General features: G+C 65.7%; 1 protein-coding gene. It reads right to left on the bottom strand.

Annotation, left to right across the window (positions count from 1 at the left end; translation table 11 throughout):
- On the bottom strand, positions 1 to 572 hold a 572-nt coding region (locus GTW58_RS13735), incomplete at both ends, for a helix-turn-helix transcriptional regulator (protein ID WP_168023625.1).

Below are 572 nucleotides of genomic sequence, written 5' to 3'. Positions count from 1 at the left end.
CCAAGAGGGTGCGGAGTGAAGGAACGGCCCACGGCGGCCTTCGGCCTGATGCGATCAACACGGTAGGTGGCCCAGGTGGCAGCGACAGGTTCTCGGACGATGAGGTACCAACGCCCGGCCCACACCACCAGGTGATGAGGTTCGATTTCTGCGGGAGGGGGAAATCCCGGATCCGCAGGTGCCAGGAAGTGACCGTCCGGTTCCGCGTAGTCGAAGCGAAGCGTGTGGTTGGTGCGGATCGCGGACCCAGCGGCCTGGAGGGTGGCGACGTCGACGGGCGGGGCAGCGAAGTCCCAGTAGTTGCGCAAGCTCGTGACCTCGAACGCTTCACTTGCAGCTCTCAGACGCGCGGGCATCACCTGACGGAGTGTGGTCAGTGCACGCCCCACAGCGTCGTCGATGCCCGTGACCGTGGCTGGAGCGGTCTGAAGTGCGAGGGCAATGGCGATGGCCTGGTCGTCGTCGAGAACGAGAGGCGGAAGCTTGCCTGCGGTGCCGAGTCGGTAGCCCCCTCCCGGGCCTTTGAGCGTTTCCACGGGATACCCGAGCTCGCGCAGGGTTTCGATGTCACG

The sequence above is a fragment of the Kocuria subflava genome, assembly GCF_012163155.1.
Lineage (GTDB): Bacteria > Actinomycetota > Actinomycetes > Actinomycetales > Micrococcaceae > Kocuria > Kocuria subflava.
Note: the sequence above shows the minus strand (reverse complement) of the source record. Positions and strands in the feature narration are given on the sequence as shown.